This is a genomic window from Thermoactinomyces sp. DSM 45892, assembly GCF_900107305.1.
Classification (GTDB): Bacteria; Bacillota; Bacilli; order Thermoactinomycetales; family Thermoactinomycetaceae; genus Baia.
In genome coordinates this window covers 1-16,761 of the sequence record NZ_FNPL01000022.1, presented here as the reverse complement: position 1 = coordinate 16,761, position 16,761 = coordinate 1, and the positions used below count along the sequence as shown (strand labels likewise).

The 16,761-nt window shown below is 42.9% G+C and carries 18 protein-coding genes; all 18 read right to left on the bottom strand.

Going from position 1 to position 16,761, the window contains the following annotated elements; all coding sequences use genetic code 11:
• Positions 1 to 258: 258 nt before the first annotated feature.
• A complete protein-coding gene (locus BLU58_RS15030) occupies positions 259 to 1,815 on the bottom strand; it encodes an ABC-F family ATP-binding cassette domain-containing protein (protein WP_093293447.1) in 1,557 nt (518 codons plus the stop codon).
• Positions 1,816 to 2,018: 203 nt separating this feature from the next.
• A complete protein-coding gene (locus BLU58_RS15025) occupies positions 2,019 to 2,420 on the bottom strand; it encodes a thioesterase family protein (protein ID WP_093293444.1) in 402 nt (133 codons plus the stop codon).
• A 24-nt stretch (positions 2,421 to 2,444) separates the two neighbouring features.
• The gene (locus BLU58_RS15020; RefSeq protein ID WP_093293442.1) at positions 2,445 to 3,941 is read right to left on the bottom strand and encodes an aldehyde dehydrogenase family protein; all 1,497 of its coding nucleotides are present in this window, start codon (positions 3,939 to 3,941) and stop codon (positions 2,445 to 2,447) included.
• Positions 3,942 to 3,986: 45 nt separating this feature from the next.
• The gene (locus tag BLU58_RS15015; protein WP_093293439.1) at positions 3,987 to 5,198 is read right to left on the bottom strand and encodes a thiolase family protein; all 1,212 of its coding nucleotides are present in this window, start codon (positions 5,196 to 5,198) and stop codon (positions 3,987 to 3,989) included.
• A complete protein-coding gene (locus BLU58_RS15010) occupies positions 5,191 to 5,982 on the bottom strand; it encodes a 3-hydroxyacyl-CoA dehydrogenase family protein (RefSeq protein ID WP_176786711.1) in 792 nt (263 codons plus the stop codon). Before BLU58_RS15010 ends, BLU58_RS15015 begins: the two co-directional genes overlap by 8 nt.
• Complete coding sequence (locus tag BLU58_RS15005; RefSeq protein ID WP_255404743.1) at positions 5,975 to 6,835, bottom strand: 3-hydroxyacyl-CoA dehydrogenase NAD-binding domain-containing protein; 861 nt, start codon at positions 6,833 to 6,835, stop codon at positions 5,975 to 5,977. The genes BLU58_RS15010 and BLU58_RS15005 overlap by 8 nt, the downstream gene beginning before the upstream one ends.
• 1 nt (position 6,836) lies before the next feature.
• The gene (locus BLU58_RS15000; RefSeq protein ID WP_093293434.1) at positions 6,837 to 7,148 is read right to left on the bottom strand and encodes an EthD family reductase; all 312 of its coding nucleotides are present in this window, start codon (positions 7,146 to 7,148) and stop codon (positions 6,837 to 6,839) included.
• Between the two features lie 24 nt (positions 7,149 to 7,172).
• Positions 7,173 to 7,655, bottom strand: a complete 483-nt coding sequence (gene paaD / locus BLU58_RS14995) for a 1,2-phenylacetyl-CoA epoxidase subunit PaaD (protein WP_093293432.1) — start codon at positions 7,653 to 7,655, stop codon at positions 7,173 to 7,175.
• Positions 7,633 to 8,439 (bottom strand): 1,2-phenylacetyl-CoA epoxidase subunit PaaC, encoded by an 807-nt coding sequence (gene paaC / locus BLU58_RS14990; RefSeq protein ID WP_176786710.1) that lies wholly within the window; start codon positions 8,437 to 8,439, stop codon positions 7,633 to 7,635. Before paaC ends, paaD begins: the two co-directional genes overlap by 23 nt.
• A complete protein-coding gene (locus BLU58_RS14985; protein WP_093293427.1) occupies positions 8,408 to 8,818 on the bottom strand; it encodes a hypothetical protein in 411 nt (136 codons plus the stop codon). Before BLU58_RS14985 ends, paaC begins: the two co-directional genes overlap by 32 nt.
• A gap of 33 nt (positions 8,819 to 8,851) precedes the next feature.
• On the bottom strand, positions 8,852 to 9,760 hold the full coding sequence (gene paaA, locus BLU58_RS14980) for a 1,2-phenylacetyl-CoA epoxidase subunit PaaA (RefSeq protein ID WP_369813817.1): 909 nt from the start codon (positions 9,758 to 9,760) through the stop codon (positions 8,852 to 8,854).
• 213 nt (positions 9,761 to 9,973) lie between these two features.
• Positions 9,974 to 11,083: a hypothetical protein gene (locus BLU58_RS14975; RefSeq protein ID WP_093293421.1), complete on the bottom strand. Its 1,110-nt coding sequence runs from the start codon at positions 11,081 to 11,083 to the stop codon at positions 9,974 to 9,976.
• Positions 11,064 to 11,228 (bottom strand): hypothetical protein, encoded by a 165-nt coding sequence (locus tag BLU58_RS16565; protein WP_176786708.1) that lies wholly within the window; start codon positions 11,226 to 11,228, stop codon positions 11,064 to 11,066. Before BLU58_RS16565 ends, BLU58_RS14975 begins: the two co-directional genes overlap by 20 nt.
• A gap of 17 nt (positions 11,229 to 11,245) precedes the next feature.
• Complete coding sequence (locus BLU58_RS14970; RefSeq protein ID WP_093293419.1) at positions 11,246 to 12,142, bottom strand: conjugal transfer protein; 897 nt, start codon at positions 12,140 to 12,142, stop codon at positions 11,246 to 11,248.
• 71 nt (positions 12,143 to 12,213) lie between these two features.
• A complete protein-coding gene (locus tag BLU58_RS17050; protein ID WP_093293416.1) occupies positions 12,214 to 12,918 on the bottom strand; it encodes a LysM peptidoglycan-binding domain-containing protein in 705 nt (234 codons plus the stop codon).
• 441 nt (positions 12,919 to 13,359) lie between these two features.
• Positions 13,360 to 13,635: a hypothetical protein gene (locus BLU58_RS14960; RefSeq protein WP_093293414.1), complete on the bottom strand. Its 276-nt coding sequence runs from the start codon at positions 13,633 to 13,635 to the stop codon at positions 13,360 to 13,362.
• A 185-nt stretch (positions 13,636 to 13,820) separates the two neighbouring features.
• Positions 13,821 to 15,986 carry a DNA helicase RecQ gene (gene recQ, locus BLU58_RS14955; protein WP_093293412.1) on the bottom strand — a complete coding sequence of 722 codons (2,166 nt, stop codon included), beginning with the start codon at positions 15,984 to 15,986 and terminating at the stop codon, positions 13,821 to 13,823.
• A gap of 173 nt (positions 15,987 to 16,159) precedes the next feature.
• Positions 16,160 to 16,761 (bottom strand): RNA-guided endonuclease TnpB family protein (locus BLU58_RS14950; RefSeq protein WP_143123809.1); only part of this gene is annotated, 602 nt, incomplete at its 5' end.

Here is a 16,761-nt window from a genome sequence, read left to right as displayed (position 1 = left end):
CTATTTAACACTTTAACACAACAAAATCATTCTTCCTAGACATAGATATATTTTTTAATATATTGTACACATTTATAAAAAAATAAAAATAATAATAAAACAATAAGAAAAAACAGAACCTTTATCGCTACTGCAAGAACTTTAGATCGATTTCATTTAACCATCACTTGTGGATTACTATAAACTGCAAAATTGATATAAAAAGACCTAGCACCACATGTGATCATGCATACGATGCTAGGCTTACAAGGTCCACGCTTAAAAAATCTTAGTAGTCCAGTTTTCACCATTCCACACATCTGTTACAACATCCTGATAAAACTCAGGTTCGTGACAGATAATGAGAACACTGCCCTTATACTCTTTCAAAGCCCGCTTTAATTCCTCTTTCGCATCTACATCCAAGTGGTTGGTAGGCTCATCTAAGACTAGAAGATTCGTGGGACGATTGATTAGCTTACATAAACGAACCTTTGCTTTTTCCCCTCCACTCAGCACTTCCACTTTACTCTCGATATGCTTGGTAGTCAGTCCACATCTGGCTAATGCGGCTCTTATTTCAAACTGGGTAAAGGAAGGAAACTCCTGCCACACTTCTTCGATACAGGTATGATAATTTGCTTTCTTGATCTCTTGCTCAAAATAACCAACTTCCAAGTAGTCCCCTAACTCAATCGAACCGCCTAGGGACGGGATTTGCCCTAAAATACTTTTTAGTAGAGTCGTTTTTCCGATCCCATTGGCCCCTACCAGCGCAATTTTTTGTCCTCGTTCCATCGAAAGATTTAGAGGACGTGATAACGGTTCATCATAACCAATTACTAAGTCCTTCGCTTCAAAAATCATCCTCCCCGATGTACGGGCGCTTTTAAAATCAAACTGTGGCTTGGGCTTCTCAGGAGCTAGCTCAATTTTCTCCATCTTGTCTAACTTCTTCTGGCGAGACATCGCCATATTACGTGTCGAGACACGTGCTTTATTACGCTGTACAAAGTCTTGCAAATCGGCAATTTCTTGCTGCTGCTTCTTAAATGCCGATTCTAACTGGGCCTGTTTCGCCTCGTAGATCATACGGAAGTTATCGTAATCACCTACGTAACGATTTAACTCCTGATTCCCCATATGATAAATAACATTGATCACGCTATTGAGAAATGGAATATCATGTGATATTAAAATAAATGCATTTTCATATTCTTGAAGATATCGCTTCAACCATGTTATATGCTGCTCATCCAGATAGTTGGTAGGTTCGTCTAATAGGAGGATATCTGGCTTTTCGAGTAGCAGTTTGGCTAGGAGAACCTTGGTTCGTTGTCCACCACTAAGATCATTTACATCGCGATCTAGTCCGATTTCATCTAAGCCTAAGCCGCGAGCGATCTCAGTTACCTTCGCATCGATCACATAGAAATCATTGTTCGTAAGGAGATCTTGAATCACTCCTACGTCTTCCAATAGTGCCTCCAGTTCCTCAGGAGTACACTCTCCCATTCGCTCATAAGACTGATTCATCTTCGTTTCTAGATCAAATAGATAGGAAAAGGCTCCTTTTAACACATCCCGAATCGTAGACCCTTTGGTGAGAACAGCATGCTGGTCTAGATAACCTACACGCACATTATTTGCCCATTCCACATTCCCTGCATCCGGTTCCAGCTTACGGGTGATGATGTTCATAAATGTTGACTTTCCTTCTCCGTTCGCACCAATCAATCCTACATGCTCTCCTTTTAACAAACGGAAGGACACGTTATTAAAAATCGCACGATCACCAAATCCGTGACTCAAGTTTTTCACTGTTAAAATACTCATGGCGTTTACACCTTTTCTAATTTCTTTTTGGATTCTATCTTTTTACTCCATTAGAATAGAATAACCCAAGTAAGCGGTATTTTCAAAAATACACGCACTTGGGTTAGGTGAGAGTATTAAGGAGTAGTGGAGCAGACAGTTTATTCCTTGGCCGATTGCAACTTATCTGGGCGTTCTTTGCGAGTTTTGCACCTGCTCCAGCTCTACTCACTGACAGACAACTCTCGAAACTTATCATATAGCTTCTGCCTCGAAACAATCCTCTGTACAAACTCCCCCTCCCCCACTACCCCGTGTTCATGAGAAGCGGTTACTCTACAGGTAACTTGTCGTTCTGTCAGATCGATAACCTCTGCTTCAAACACGACATCCACTCCAACCGGTGCCGGCAAACAATGCTTCACTTGAATCTCTGTACCAATTCCCTCTTCACTCTCATCCAAGAACGGCTCAATCACCAACCGACCTACCCATTCCATGTGGTAGACCATCGCCACAGTGGACAAGACTGGGTGAATCAAGCGCCCATCAAAAGAAGCAGCCATTTCCGGTGAGACTGTTATTTGCATCGATTTCTTATTCCCTTTTTCTAAACCTGTTTTCATGTGATATCATCATCTCGCTGTAATTTATAATTGAAATGGATTTAGTGGCTTTGGACCTGTATAGGATAAAACACTCTTGGTTTCCAAATATAATTCAAGTGATTCGGTAGCCAGCTCTCTTCCAAATCCAGACTGTTTGTACCCACCAAATGGAAGCCCCGGGAAGGTAGAGAATGGATTATTCACCATCAAAACCCCTGCTTTTAATTGCGAAGTAACACGATGTGCTTTAGCATGGTCCGTTGTCCAGACAGCTGCTGCTAGGCCGTAGTGGCTATCATTGGCTAGTTGAATTGCTTCCTGCTCCGTTGAAAATTTCTGAATCACGACAACAGGGCCAAAAATCTCTTCCTGTACTACTTTCATATTCGAAGTAACATCTACAATCACTGTCGGTTCATACCAATATCCTTGGGCAAACGACTCCCCTTCTGGTGTTCTCCCCCCGCAAAGTACAGTAGCCCCTTCCACAATCGCTGATTTCACATATGAGTCTACCACTTCCCACTGCTGGCGAGAAATAATCGATCCTATATGGCTATCTTGATTCCATACGTCTCCGATTCGCAATTTCTTCGTCTTCTCTACAAATTGATCTACAAATTGATCATAAATTTCCTCCTGAACAAGAAGACGCGAACGAGCTTCACAAGATTGCCCGGTATTATAGTAGATACCGTAGATGGATCCATGAATCGCTCCTTCCAAATCCGCATCAGCGAATACAATGTTAGGAGACTTACCGCCTAATTCGAGGGTTACGCGCTTTAGGGTCTCGGAAGCTTTTGCCATAATATCTTTTCCCGTGCTGGTTTCACCTGTAAAGGCAACTTTATCCACACCAGGATGCTGGACAAGATAAGAGCCAATGTCCGCACCACTTCCCGTAATCACATTTAACACGCCTTTTGGCACTCCTGCTTCATGACAAATCTCAGCTAGTGCATGGGCAGTGAGAGGTGTAAGACTAGCTGGTTTTAGAATAATCGTACATCCAGCCGCCAGAGCCGGAGCTATTTTCCATGCTGCCATCATTAAGGGATAGTTCCACGGAATAATCTGGGCACAAACCCCTACAGGCTCTTTTACACTATAGTGAAAAAATCCCTTGGGAACCGATTTTGTAGCCCCTTGAATCGTCGTAATGGCACCTGCATATAGCTCAAAGTCTTCAATCGCTTGATATACCTGACCCTTCGCAGCCGATACCGTTTTCCCTGTGTTTAACACTTCAAGCTGTACCAAGTCAGAAAGCCTCTCTCGCATCATGCTCGCAATCTTAAACAAAATTTGGCTTCTCTTGCTAGCTGGCCAAGTAGCCCATTTCCCCTTTTCTAGCGCTTCCCGTGCAGCTATAACAGCTTGATCGACATCTTCCCTCGTCGCTTTGGCAACATGGGTAATCACATCGCCGGTTGCAGGATTTATAATGGGTAATGTCTCCCCATGCTGTCCCGGCACAGCTTCACCATTAATCCATAGTGAATATTTCTTACCTATCTGAACGGAATCGACTGCCATCCCATTTCCTCCTCGTATAGTAAGTTTACAGTCCTCTTCATCCTTTTACATGCTTTGCACAATCATCGAAATACCCTGCCCCACTCCAATACACATCGTGGCTAATCCATACGAACCCGACTTTGACTCTTGCGCTAATTGATGAATTAATGTGGTCACAATCCGCGTACCACTTGCACCGAGTGGATGTCCTAACGAAATGGATCCTCCTAATGGATTGACAAACTCAACGGGAATTTGTAGCTCCCTGATACAAGCAATCGTTTGGGCGGCAAATGCTTCATTCACCTCAAACCAATTGATATCTTGAACCCGTAAACCTGCTTTTTGTAGGACTTTTTGAGTGGCAGAAACGGGGCCAATTCCCATCACATCAGGATGGACACCAACTACAGCCGATTGCACGAAACGAGCCATCGGGCGAAATCCGTGCCGAAAAGCATACTCCTTTTCCATCAAGAGCAAAGCAGATGCGCCATCATTAATCCCAGCCGAATTTCCAGCTGTTACAGTGCCTCCTTCTCGAAAAACAGCTTTCAGAGTCGATAATCGGTCGAGCGAGGTATCTGGACGCACCTGTTCGTCCATACTTACCCATTTATCCGTCTTTTCTCCTTTTTTCTTCGTAGGGATTGGGACAAGCTGACTAGAAAATCGCTCCTCTTTCCATGCTCGAGTCGCTTTCTGGTGACTTAGATACGCAAATTCATCCTGCTCTTGCCGAGAAACGTGGTAGCGCTCCGCTACATTCTCCGCTGTTTCCCCCATACTATAAGGGTAAAATCGCTCCTCCATTTTCGGATTTATAAATCGCCATCCTAGCGTGGTATCCACTAAACTCCGATTCCCTCGCATCATTCCCTCAGTCGGCTTTAACATAACCCAAGGTGCACGGGACATACTCTCTACTCCGCCTGCTATAATCACCTGTCCCGCACCCACTTGAATCAAACGCGCCGCTTGAATGATCGCTTCCATCCCCGAACCACACAGCCGGTTTACTGTTGTACCTGGAACCTCGTAGGGGCAGCCTGCAAGCAAACAGGCCATACGGGCAACGTTGCGATTATCCTCACCCGCTTGATTGGCACATCCCAACATCACATCTGCTATATCAATAGGATCTAGTTCTGGATTTCTCTCCAACAATGCCTTCATGACATAAGCAGCTAAATCATCCGCCCGAACCGAAGAAAGACTGCCCCGTGCCTTGCCGATCGGAGAACGAACTGCATCCACAATGACAACTTCATGCATCGGAAAGCATCTTCGATCTTCGTTCTGGGCGATCGGCAAAACTATGTGAATCTCTCCTCATCTCTTGCGGCCCATAGCGGTAGAAGCCCTGCTCTGCCTCGACCCCAATAAACTGGGCATACATCATTTTCCGAAGCAACGGTGCTGGTCGATAACGATCTTCCCCATACTCGCGCTGCAACCCTTCTAAAACAGCATATAGATGATGGATTCCAACCTGATCTGCCCATTGGAGAGGACCTTGTGGATGATTCAACCCTTTTTGCATCGCTAGATCGATATCCGTCGCCTTCGCAACTCCCTCTGATAAAGCAAACGATGCTTCATTGACCAACAAAGCTAACGTACGGGCAAATACAAGACCCGGCTGATCTCCAACGATTTCAACATCCTTGCCCAACTGTTTCCAAATGGAAAGTAGCTTATGATTGGGACGAAGGGATTGAATCGGAAAACACACCTCCACGACTGCCATTTTGGACATTAGAAGAGGAGAGAAACCAACTAATCTCTCTGGATAAAATAACCAAGAAGCGATTTCAGTCGCTGTTCGATGTAGGACCGAAGTAAAAATAGGGGTCTGTTGCGTAACTCGTGTCTCGACTTGTTGTAAAAGTTGTCTTTTCTCTTGATTCAATCCTATTTCCAAATCGAAAACCGCAATCACATCATTGGCTGGAAACGTTTGATCAAGAGTCTTGGTCTTCATTCCTTGCTGGTTTAAATACAAATCTATTTCTTCTACTAATTTTCCTCTGCCAACCAGTAGAATAAATTCATTCATAGATGTAATGCCCCTTTCCTGACTTCCGACCCAGCTTCCCACTCTCAACCAAAGCTCGTTGCTCTGGATGAGGACGAAAACGGGGATCATAGTGGAAGCCTTCATAAACAGAATGAGAGGCTGAATAATTGATATCGATACCAATCAAATCTTGAAGCTCAAAGGGGCCCATCGGAAACCCAGCCGAACGGAGAATACGGTCCACTTGATCCTTATTTGCCAATCCTTCCCCTACGATGCGATACGCCTCTAAATGAAAGGGGCGTGCCACCCGATTTACGATAAACCCAGGAGTATCCAAAACATGAATCGGCTCCTTGCCCATCGTCTGTAACCAGCGTATCGCCTGCTGAATCAATTCCAATGGTGTATGAGCAGATTCTACGACCTCTACCAACGGTAATCGCCAAACTGGATTAAAGAAATGGAGTCCGATAACCCGCTCTGGGTGCTTTAATTTGCTGGAAATCGAGGTAACGGATAGAGAGGAAGTATTTGTTGCAAGAACTGCATCTACTGATGTAATAGAATCTAATTGATGAAAAAGATTCTTCTTCATCAATAAATCCTCAGGCACTGCCTCAATGATAAAATCACATTCAGACAAATCTTGGAGAGAATCTACTAACACTAACCTCTCTTGCATGGCCTCTACCTCAAATAGGGTTTTCTTCCCTTTCTCGGCCAGCTTCCACCATCGCTCTTCTAACCATTCACGGGCACTGATACGACTTTTTTTGCAGTTATCAAATGCTTTCACTTGATAGCCCGCAGTAATCAACATATCCAAGATACCTCTTCCCATCGTACCAGTACCGATTACAGCAGGAGATGCCCATATCTGTTCGGTCACATTAAGCGTCCCCTTTCACTTCTCCTACAATCATCGTTACAAGTTTGCCAGCAAAACTCATCACGTCCTTCGCTGCTGCCTTTCCTTCGGGTGATTTCATCGACGCTTGGAGAGATTCTTCTGATTCAAAATAAAGATCGGCTTGTAAATAATAGGGAGGTTGAGTACCCATAGGAGTCGCAGTAAACCGAGTAACTTCCATCTTTAATAGACCCGGCATTTTTTCTGCTAGCGGCACATGCCCTTCAAAATATCTCGTCTCAAACTCTTGAACCTCTTCCGGTTGACGGTATAAAGCGGTTAGTTTTACCATGTTATCTCCCTCTTTCTCTCATTATTAAATCGGTTTCATCGCCTCAAATGGCTCCTTGCAAGAACGACAATAGTAAATCGAACGGCACGCGGTAGAGCCAAACAAATTAACCAAACTCGTTCCACTTAATTGGCAATAAGGGCACTCCACCTGACCCAAACGATCCATAGAAGGAGTCGCCAAGCCGAAACCAGCTAACTTTTCCCTCCCAATCGGCGTAATCCGCTCACTACTCCATAACGGATCTCGGATAAACTCAACAAACACCTCTTCCAAATCGGACTCTTCCAACATTCGCTCTCGAATCGAATTTCCAATCATCTCTAAAGCAGGGCACCCGAGAAAGGTAGGCATGACTTGGACCCAGATCATTTCCCCTTCAACCGTAATCTGATGGACCATTCCCATCTCTACTATGCTTATGACTGGAATCTCTGGATCTTTCACTTCGTCAAGGATTTGATAAAATCGCTCCTGTTCTGGTTTACCATTGTGCGTTTGGGTCAAATCGGATCACCTCTGTCATATTTTCTAACACAGAGGCTAACGCCGGAGAATGTTGTCCCATTCGCCCCTTAGATGCTTGCTTAGAGAAGATTATCATCCTCTCTGATAAATCAGAAATATCTTTCCATAAATCTTCATATTGACTATAAAACTCGCTTCTCATCTCCGTAGGTGGCTTGGTAAGAATCCCCCATGAAAGGAGATCGCTTTCATATACCCCGATATCCAATAAATCGTCGAGATCCTGCTCCACCCACTCCATCGCTTGCTTCATCCGCTCTTGTGCTTCCCCTCCACATCCCGTTAACCGGGCAAACCAATGTTGGAAGTGAATGAGGTGGTAATACTCTTCTCGCTTCATCTTCTGTGTCCCATGAGCTAAGGGAGTGTATCTCGATTCCACCATGGCATCAAGTCGGATTTGATCCCACAGATCATACAGATAATGGCGCACAATCGTATAGGCCCAATCCCCGTTTTCTCTCTCCACAAGAAGCGAGTTCTTTCGCTCGTGAGCCGGTCGTTGAAAAGCTAGATAGTCAGCACTTACTCCTTCTAACTCCTGAATCAATTCATAGTAAAATACCGCATGCCCCACTTCATCCTGTGCAATTGAGCTAAATGCTACATCCTCTTCCACAGTAGGGCATAGTCCCAGCCACTCTGAATCTCGGTGCCCCAATATAAACTCATCGTCTGCTAACTGGGTTAACCAATCTACCAAGACCGTATGCTGTTGTTCTGTTAATTGTTCAGGTGCTAGGGAGTTCGTCTCGTGACTCATGACTTCCCTCCCCACGAAGATCATTTTTAGACTGCTTTTTCTGCTCGACGTATCGAACAATCTCCTCCAACGTAATCTCCTTTTCCTTAAACATTCGCCACAAGCGACCGTTCTCCGTATAACCCGAAACTTCACGATACGATCGATCCATCTCTCTCGCATGAAAGTCAGCTTCTTCGGCAGAGTAGATGTGTGTTCGTGGTACTACCCAAATCTGCAGGATCTGCTCTCGACGAGTAAAATTTTCCCTTGCTAATTGAAGAGCCAGTTCATCTGTAGGAGCTAGTAAACTACCCACATGCACCATGGGGTCTAGATGATCTCTTTGCACAAATACTTCATATACATCAGAAGGTTCCGTTTGCATTTCTTTTTCCATCGCACTCAAACTCCCCTTTCCCATGAAACAACGTCATATTCCCGTTGTCATGGCAAGACGCACCCATTTATGCTGATCCTGGGCAATGCGTCGTAAGGCAATTCTCTCTTGCGATTTCGGCCCTTTATTTTCTGAGACGATTCGTTGGAATGTTTCCCATTCTGGTTCGGCATAGTGCCAACGTTCTAACTTGGAATCATAGTGTAATGTGGGGTCAGGGATCGTTAGGCCGAGCGACCAGATCCGAGGAACATATTTTGCTAGAAATTTTTGTCGCAGTTCTTCATTGGTTTTGGTTCGAATGCGGTAATGCAACATTTTCTGAGCAGCTGGGGTTATTTCTAGAGGCCCAAAGAAAAAGAGGAGAGAATACCACCAATAATTAAGGGAATCTTGCAACATCTTTCGTTGCTTATCCGTTCCCATCGCTAGACTTAAGATAACGTTTTCACCATGTTGCATATGAAAGCTCTCTTCTGCACAGATACGCTTCAATATACGAGCATACGGTGCATACGAAGTAGAGAGCAACGATGCCTGATTAATAATAGCAGCCCCATCAATCAGCCAACCAATTAAGCCAGCATCCGCCCATGTTCTCGCTTCCATATGAAAAACATTGTGAAATTTAACCTTGCCTTCTACTAAATCATCTAATAGCTCTTCACGCCCTTTTCCATAAGGCGCGGCCAAATCCTCCACGATACGGAGCAATAATTGCCCATGGCCCATCTCATCTTGAACCTTTGCCATCATAGCAAGCTTCCGCCGTAGATTTGGTGCTTTCGGCACCCATTCCTTTTCAGGATATACACCCATAATCTCACTTACTGCATGCATATGAATCAATTTAATCAACAAGTGGCGGTAACCATCCGGCATCCAATCATTGGACTCGATCTTGGCTCCATTTTGCACCCGTTTCACAAATTCTTCTTCCATCCTTTGTGAATCCACATTGACGCCTCCTCGATCCATCAGAGAAACCGATAACCTATGCAATCCACACTATATACGCACAATAAAAAAGCAGGGATGAATGGGACCCTGCTTTTAGCATAGACGAACATTCTATTTATTGTCAATATTTTCAACTAGGTCTAAAGTAACATTCCTCTCTTTTCCTTTGATGCATACATATAGTATCTCTGTGCATTACCAAAGGAAATCAGATGAGTCCTCAATTTGTATCGGGGTAGATTTAACCCTACTAGTAAACGAAACGGACCTTTCATACTGTTCACCACACGGCAGAAAATCACTATATCCAACAAACTGATTATCAACACAGAGTTGTACTTCAATTTCATATTGACGATACTCTGAGATAATTTTACTGATTCTCTCAGCAAGGATATCCTCATTTTTAGCAGAGACTCCAAATACAACTGTCATGAAATGCACATTCTCCAAGCTATCCATTTCCTTCCTCGCCGATATGGATACAGGAAAATCAAAGATGTTCGTAAGGTATGCCCATTCCGATTTACCAGGGAACTGTAGATCCTCGGGAAAATAGATTGCATACAGGTAGGAGGTATAGACTTCTCTGACTTCACCTGTCGTCTCTTCCAAATGACAAGTCCTTAAGTGATGCGGATGGATCTCAATTTCACTATCATCTAGAGTTAGCGTACTTACTCCCAACTCAGTCACTACACTTCCTTTTTCATTTAGAGGTGGAAGCTTATAGTCCTGATAAACATGTTGACGAATATACCATTTGAGATCGGAAGTACCTAGTTTATGTATACTCATAAACCCTCGTAATGATTGGAATAACAGTTCTTCCTGTCCTGTATACTCAAATAGCTCTTCTTCTAAAATCTCACCATCTGCAATCCCAGTGATAGAGTAGAGATAACGAATGAAATCTCGAATCTTGTGTTTCCATCGACGACGTAAATGGTTTTTGAACTGTCTTTGTTTCGGCTTTCGCAATCGAAATCCAATAAAAACCCTGGTCTCAGTATCAGCGTTGATAACCTCACTGATCAGTTGAGGAGGTTGACCAGAATCAGTACTCATTTCTTCCTCAAATGAAAACCATTTAAGTTCGCTATTTGCTTGCCTATTTGTATAACAGGGTACTTGAATGTAGTGATATTCTTCAGAGAGGTGAGCATCTTGAAATCGAGCATGCATCAGCTTACTTTCATGCTCTGCTTTCTTGATTTCATAATACGCCCACACAGATCCATCCTGACCAAACGTGAGATTTCCTTCAATATGACGGGTGGGAAACTCAATCCGAAGGGGTCTCATGGTCCCTCTCCTTTCTTGGAGTATCACGACAAGTAACAACAGTTCCGAACCGGACAGTTCGGGGGGAAGTCGACTCACGAGGCCGATTGGCTAACGTTCCTTTTTCTACTTTCGCAATTCCATTACTTACAGATACCTTTTTCATACTATCTACCTCATAAACTACTTAGTTTCCATGCTACTAATAAGCCAACGGTCCCCATTTTTCTCCAACTGGATCGTATACGGGTAAGTATAGACTCCATTGGTTTTGGTTTCTTCCTTTTCTTTAAACTGAGCTTTCACTTTTACCACCACTTGCTTCTCTTTATAAACCTCCAACTCTTTTATCTTAACAAACTCCAACACTCCATTCATACCTTCAATACGTTTAGAATCCGATTTTGTATAGCTAGAAAGTTTATCCATATTTCCAGAAACGTAGTCTTGGAAGAATGTATTTAAATAGGTTTCTACCTCTTTTTTAGTAGAGCTATCGGCTTTATTAGCTAGAGTCTCCTCCTTCAACGCGACATTAGGTGCGCTGGGCTCGCTAACATAATAAGGAATCTCTGACACCACAAACTGACCATTCCCTATACTCTCAATCGGAACGGCAAGAAATCGTTTGTCCATCGAAAGAACCTTATCACTTTTATCCCGTATGTACACCTCTGCCTGTACCATCATCGTAGCTTTGTTTGGGCTTTTCTTCTCCACTTTCCATACCCGAACTTTCCCTGTAGAGAGATTTACCTCTATGGACTCTAAACCAGCTTGCTTGTCCAGCCCCTTCATCAAAAAAGGCTTTAAGCTCTCGGCTCGATGATCCTCAAATCCCTGATGCAGGCTAAAATATGTGGAAACAAAGTCTTCCGCAAAAGCCCTAGCAGTCTGGCTCATTACAGGAGCCTCCTGCTCAGTACCTCCAGTAACTACTGTTTTATCTTTAAAATAAAAAAAACCAACTGGGAGAGCCACCACATTAGCTGTCAGCAATCCCCAAATTAAAATCTTCTTTGATCTCATTCCTTTAATAACCTTAAACTCCCTTGGATGATCACCTTTTTTTCTAATCAAAATCCGATCCTCCTCATTCTTTATGAAAGAAAAAAAGGGAATGAAAAAAACTCATCCCCTTTCACTACACATTACTTTTTCAACTCTGGCATTTTTAGCTCTTGTCCTGGATAAATCCAATGACCAAGATCTTTCGAATTGCGTGAGTCGCGTTTTACTAACATATCTTTATTTAATTCCCAAATCTCTGTCCATTTGTTTCCATCACCAAGATGCTTTTTCGCGATATCCCAAAGGCAATCGCCTTTTACCACTGTGTACGTCTTTTCTGATTCGTTCGTAGTTGTTTCAGTGGTGGTGGTTGCTTCATCTTTATTTGTTGTTTGTGCAACTGTCGTTTCATTAACATTTGTATCTGCCGCTGCAACAGTTGCTCTATCAACTACTGCTGGTGCCACCGGAGATGCTACAGGCCCTTGTTTTGCGCCGCTAACTGGAGCAGCTACTTTAGAAGGCACAGTAGAATTAGTAGGTTTTGTCGGTTCTGGCTTTGGCTCAGGCTTCGGCTCAGGTTTTGGTTCCGGCTTTGGCTCAGGTTTTGGCTCTGGCTTTGGTTCCGGTTTTGGTTCTGGCTTCGGCTCAGGTTTTGGTTCTGGTTCTGGCTTCGGCTCAGGTTTTGGTTCCGGCTTTGGCTCAGGATTTGGTGGTGGCGGTGGTGTAACGTCTCCGCCCGCTGGTGGTGGTGGCGGTGGATTCGTATCCGTTGCGTACGATGGAACAGTTAGGCCTAAAGATAGTGTTAGTGTAAGTGCAGTAAGTGCTAGCTTCTTTCTCAAAATATCTCCTCCGAAACTCTTTGATGTATTTTGTTCTCGTCAACCAAGAACTATTAACCCTTTTCACTATTTTTTATAAAAAGCTCACGAAAAAGGCCAATCTTCCTTATTATGTTCAAAATTGAAAACAGTTTCAAGTACTTATAAAAAATATTTATCTTTTATTTTTTCTATTCATTGCCTACACCTCCTTAAATTTGAAGAATTATGTCTTTATACACATTTATTTTATCAGATGAGGGAGAGATGTTTTTTTACAGAAGTTTGTATTATACTCTTCTCTACCAAGAAACAAAGGTTAGTAATATAGGTTGGCAAAACATCTAAAGAGGGGAATGATTATACAATGGAAATTAATTTAAGTACAAAAAAAAATCCCCCTGTGTACTGTCTATGTGAACAGTAAGAGAGATTTAGAACTGTGTCATTGAAGTTCAACACTTACGAATTAGAAATCGAATCAACTAATTTTTTTGCATCCAGTATCGAAAGACCTTTTTTAGTCCGTAGATGCTTTATAACATCCAATTTAGAAGAAGATTTCAACAAAAGTCTAACTTCTTCTTCTAATGAAGTTTGGCAACTCTCTGCCACTTGAGTTCTAAGTTTCTTATTTTCTTCTCTTAAGGTAGAAATAGTATTCATCTGAATAAATATATAGAGGAGGAATACCGCACTAGTAACGAAAGGTACCATTTCTATGAATTTTGTCCACATGATAAACCACTTCCTTTCTGATCTCTCAATGTCTTTGATTCCTGTAGTCCCTAATAGTGTACATGCAAAACAGTAATCGGTAATGGCATTATATTCATTATCGTACGAAATTGCTTCCATAAGGCCATAAAACTTTTATCAATACAACAAAAAAGAGCTAGTAAAAACTAACCCTTTGCATTCACTTACTCATTTATCGAACTAGCCGCTACCTGCTCTTTTGCAATAACCGCCTTAATCTGAAAATAAGTAACTTCCGCTGGCAGTGCTTCTTTGAGTGGCTTTAGTTTGGATGCACCTAGTTCTTGGACGGCTTGTAAGATGGCCTCTTGGTATTGTTCCGGAATAATCGTATCCCAAGGGATATCGTAGCCTTCGCTGTGACAGCGAACGAGATGATCTTCGATTGTTTTGGTAGACATGTTCCGTATGGAAGCTATTTCTTTTATTAGCTTTCCGGATTGAAAGAGGTCATAGGTAATAAGGTGGCTCTGGTTGGCATCTTTTCGCATCAATGCCTTCGATTGAACTTTCTGCTCACGTTCATCAGCAAAGGTGGATGTGATTTCTAGAATTCTAGCCCCGTATTTGGCGACTTTATGCTGAGTCATACCTACTATCGTGAGCAGTTCTGTGTCGTTTAATGGAATCCGATCTGCCATCGCACGTAAGGTGGAGTCAGACAAAATCATGTACGGAGGTAACTGTTCTTCATTTGAAAAAACTCGACGAAGATCATCTAAACGGTCAAATAAGGTAGAACGCTTCGTTCTCAGTTGCTGTTGCCACTCTGGTTTAACAGAACTACGTAGTGGCCTGAGGTAGACGTTTAACTCCCCTTTTAAAACTTGTACTGCTTTTTCCGTCAGTTTAATAAGGGGAAGGGAACTTGTGGCAGAGCTATAGGTTTTGATATATCCTTCTGCTTGCAACGTGAGGGCGAGTAACTGTATCTCTTTTTCCGTATACTCTCGTAAAATCCCGTAAGTAGGGAGACAATGAAAAGCAAGATCTAACACTCTTTTAGACTTAGAGCCTTTTAACACTTTTGCAATCATAGAAAGGCCAAACCGTTCTTTCATACGACGTATACAGGAAAATAGCTTCTGAGCTTCTACGGTAAAGTCTTGCAAGCTTGTCTCCATCTGGGCCAAACAGTTATGACACTTGCCACATGGTTCCTCTATCGGATCATCGAAGTACTGGATAATCGTGTTTTGTAAGCAGGATTGTGTGAAGCAGTATTGATACATCGCATGGAGTTTACTATACTCTAGCTTCTTTCGCTCCTCGTTCATTTCGGATTGATCGATTAGATATCGCTGGGTTCGTACATCTTGTCCTTGATATAGCAAGATGCACTCGCTCTCTTCACCATCACGACCTGCACGTCCCGCTTCTTGGTAATAGTTCTCTATATTTTTAGGCAGGTTATAGTGTATAACGTACCGTACGTTATGTTTATTGATTCCCATCCCGAAAGCATTTGTCGCTACGATGACGGAAAGTCGATCATAGGAAAATGCTTCTTGGGACTGCGCACGTTGTCCTTCTGTCATCCCCGCATGATAGCGCCCTACAGAGAATCCGCATTCCCCTAAATGTTGATAGAGCGCATCTACCTCTTTACGTGTGGAGCAATAGATGATCCCAGATTGTTTGGGGTATCGTTTGAGGTAACTTTCAATAAAGGAAACTTTATCTTGGTCATGTAAGACAGAAAAGCGTAAATTCGAACGCTGGAAGCTAGTTAGTACTGTGTTTTCTACAGGGATTTGTAAGATATCTTGGATATCTTGGCGCACTTGTGCCGTTGCCGTTGCAGTTAACGCGGAGACAATCGGGGCGTTAGGCAATTGCTTGATCATCGTACCAATGCTAAGATAGCTAGGGCGAAAATCATGTCCCCATTGCGAGATACAGTGTGCTTCATCGACTGTTACAAGGGATACAGGTACCTTTTGCAGCATTTGTACGAAGGATTCCATTTCCAATCTCTCAGGAGCAAGGTAGACAAGCTTTATTTTTCCGGAATAGATCTCTCGCATCCGTTTCTCCATCTCAACATAATCAACTGTGCTATTTAAATAGGTAGCTGGAATTCCTAATTGGTTAAGGGCGTCTACTTGGTCCTTCATCAGCGAGATCAAGGGAGAGATAACGAGTGTAATTCCGTCCAGTAATAACGCAGGGATTTGATAACAGAGTGATTTCCCGCCACCAGTAGGCATAATCCCGAGAGATGGTTTTCCTTCTAGGATTTGGTTAATCATCTGTTCTTGTCCGTTTCTAAAGGTAGGATAGCCATATAGATCTTGTAACAATCTCTCAGCTTTCTCTATTAACTTCATCTTCATCCACCTATTCGCTTTCGTTGTTATCATCATAGCGAATTTTAGAGGATTGGACGAGAGAAAATATTATTTTTTCCTTTATTTGAACACTCCCACCACCTACGCTTAAAAACACTAAGAGGTGGGGGATTCTTGGGTAATCCTTGGTAACCCAAGGAAATTTACCAAGCTTAGACCGTAGTCCCTACGGCGAGAAGTCTCAAACCTTCTTGCAAAATATTTTTAGATGCATTGATATCACGGTCGTGGTGTTCCTTGCATTCGGGACACGTCCACTCTCGTAAATTAAGGTTCTTCACATCTTTATTTCGATGTCCACAACAAGAGCAAAGCTGACTGGATGGGAATGTTTTCCCTACTTTCACAATGGTTCTTCCGAACCATTCCGCTTTGTACTCAAGCATGGATACGAATTCTGACCATGAAGCGTCTGTAATGGATTTAGCTAACTTGTGATTCTTGACCATATTTTTTACTTGTAGGTCTTCCGTGCTAATCACTTGGCTTTCGTGTATCAGCTTCGTAGACAGCTTATGTAGGAAGTCATGACGAGCATGGGTGATCTTCTCATGGATTCTCGCTACTCTGATTCGTGCTTTATGCCAATTAGAACCGCCCTTCGTGCGCTTACTCAAGGTACGCTGTGCTTTCGCTAACTTTTCTTCATATATCCTGAAATACTTGGGAGCATTGATTTTATTGCCATTCGTAAGGATGGCAAAGTGCTTTAGCCCTAAATCAATTCCGATTGCACTTTCTTTATCTACTGGAA